This window comes from Curtobacterium sp. B18 (assembly GCF_000333375.1).
Taxonomy (GTDB): Bacteria; Actinomycetota; Actinomycetes; order Actinomycetales; family Microbacteriaceae; genus Curtobacterium.
In genome coordinates this window covers 1-2,234 of the sequence record NZ_BACZ01000051.1, presented here as the reverse complement: position 1 = coordinate 2,234, position 2,234 = coordinate 1, and the positions used below count along the sequence as shown (strand labels likewise).

The 2,234-nt window shown below is 74.7% G+C and carries 2 protein-coding genes and 1 pseudogene; 1 reads left to right on the top strand and 2 read right to left on the bottom strand.

Annotated elements, in window-relative coordinates; translation table 11 throughout:
• Positions 1-434, top strand: a 434-nt coding sequence (locus tag I5E_RS01405) for a carbohydrate kinase family protein (RefSeq protein WP_022905421.1), incomplete at its 5' end; no start/stop codon positions are given.
• 49 nt (positions 435-483) lie between these two features.
• On the opposite strand, the gene I5E_RS01400 is transcribed toward I5E_RS01405, so the two are convergent.
• Both I5E_RS01400 and I5E_RS01395 read right to left on the bottom strand, forming a co-directional pair.
• On the bottom strand, positions 484-1,929 hold the full coding sequence (locus I5E_RS01400; protein WP_022905420.1) for a serine hydrolase domain-containing protein: 1,446 nt from the start codon (positions 1,927-1,929) through the stop codon (positions 484-486).
• Positions 1,926-2,213: pseudogene (locus tag I5E_RS01395) on the bottom strand (FAD-binding domain-containing protein); the annotation flags it as partial. The gene I5E_RS01400 and the pseudogene I5E_RS01395, both read right to left, overlap by 4 nt.
• Positions 2,214-2,234: the final 21 nt, after the last annotated feature.

The following is a 2,234-nucleotide window of genomic DNA, read 5'->3' as shown; positions in this document are numbered from 1 at the left end:
GGGCCCGGTCCGGTCCGGCGCGGGTGACGCTCGACCCCTCGTCCGCCGCCGTGGTGCGCGCCGTGGGCCCTTCGGAGTCCCTCGAGGCCCTGTCCGGTCTTGACGCCCTCTTCCCGAGCGCCGAGGAGGCCGCGGCGCTGACCGGGGCGCCGACCGTCGACGAGGCGATCGCGGTGCTCACCGAACACGTGCCGCTCGTCGTGGTCACGATGGGGACCGACGGGGTCCTGCTCGGTCGGCGCGGGCGGAGTCCCCAGCCGGTGCCGATCACGCCGGCGACGGTGGTCGACACGCTCGGCGCGGGCGACGCGTTCGCGGCCGGGTTCCTCCGTGCCTGGGCGACGGACCCGGTGCGGGTCGCCGCCGCCGCGCGCGAGGGCACCCGGGTCGCGGCGCGGGCGCTCGGGTTCGTGGGCGGTCGCCCGCCGGTCTGACGTCCGGTCCCGGCGTCGTTCCACGCTGGCGCGTTCCGGCCGTCGCGGGTCAGCGCTCGCTGGGCTCGGCCCGGACCACCAGGGTCTGCACCAACCCGGCCGCGAGGGGCGCCAGCCGGATCTCGACGCGCAGTCGCCCGGTCGTGCCGGGCAGCCACCACCGCAGGTGCGACGGAGCCGACGACTGCTCGTCCACCGGTGCCGCGCCGAGGTCGGCACCGACCTGGGCCACGGCGTCCGCGATCACCCGGCGTCGCCGTTCGTAGGGCACGTCCATCGCCACGTTCGGCGTGCAGATCGCGTCCGCCAGGTCGTCGTCCCAGTCGGCCAGCAGCCGCGTCACGGCCGCCTGCGCCACCCGCGTCGCGTGGACGGTCGGGGCCGTGCCGGGAACAGGCGCGGAGGAACCGTCCGTCCGGGCGGCCAACACGACGTCGAGCGCACGGTCGGCGGCAGCCGAGACCTTCGCCTGCGTCGCGTTCTCGAACGCGACGACACCGATGCCGTCTCGGGCAGACCACCGCATGTGCGCCGAGAACCCCGGGTAACCACCGGAGTGCGACACGAGTTCGCCGAACACCGGGTCCTGCTCGACGAAGAGGCCGAACCCGTACGCGGTCGCACGGGTCGAGGTCGGGACCACCGCTGCGGGGACGACGCGCATCGCCTGCTGCATGAGCCGGCGGTCGGCGGGGGAGACCGGTCCGGCCTCCGGGTCGTCGGAGAACGCCGACGCGAGGTGGCGTCCCCAGCGGGCGAGGTCGGTGACCGTCGAGAAGAGGCCGCCGATCGACGAGAACGCGCCGGGACCGGTCAGCGGCAGCGGCTCCCAGTCGCCCACACCCGCGCCGTCGCTGGCTGGGCGGACGCCCGTGACCACGTGGCCGTGGGCGTCCTCGGCGCGGAAGACGGTGTTCCCGAGGCCGAGGGGACGCAGCACGAGGTCCGTCGCGACCTCGGTGAAGGGCCGCCCCGCGACGACCGCGATCGCCCGACCGAGCAGCGCGTACCCGGTGTTCGAGTAGGCGAACCGTGTCCCCGGGACCGAGTCGAACAGCAGGCCGGCGCGGAGGACGTCGTCGAACTCGGCGTCGGAGAGGGACTCCTGCCGGTCCGCCCAGGGGTCGTCGGTGGGGAAGCCGCCCGACATCGTCAGGAGCATGCGGAGCGTCGGCACGGGGGAGTCGGCGGTGGGCAGCGCGACGTCGGCGAAGGCGGGCACGAAGTCGGTGATGGGGTCGTCCAGCCGGACCCGGCCGTCCGCCACCAGGGCGAGCAGGGTCGCCGCCGTCACGCTCTTCGTGCACGAGGCGATCCGGTGGACGGTGTGCGCGTCGGGGGCGAGGCCGTCGCCGCGGTCGCCGTGTCCGCCCGACGCCACCGGGCCCGCGCGGTCGAACACGCCCCAGACACTGCTGGGCGCGACGCCCCGTTCGACCCGGTCGCGGAACAGCGCGTCGACCTCGGCGATCGTCCGCGCGTCGATCCCGCTCACGATCGACGCATCCGGTCGTACGCGTCGAGGGCCCGCTGCCGGGTCTCCTTGAGGTCGAGCATCGGCTCGGGGCGGTCTTCGTCGGCGGGGACCCACCGGTGCACGTACTCACGGTGCGGGTCGAACCGCTCGAGCTGGCGGTCCGGGTTGAACACGCGGAAGTACGGTGCCGCGTCGAACCCGGAGCCCGCGACCCACTGCCAGTTCGCCGCGTTGTTGGCGGAGTCGGCGTCCACCAGGGTGTCCCAGAACCACTGCTCGCCGACACGCCAGTCGACCAGCATTTCTCACGAGAAGTGGCCTCG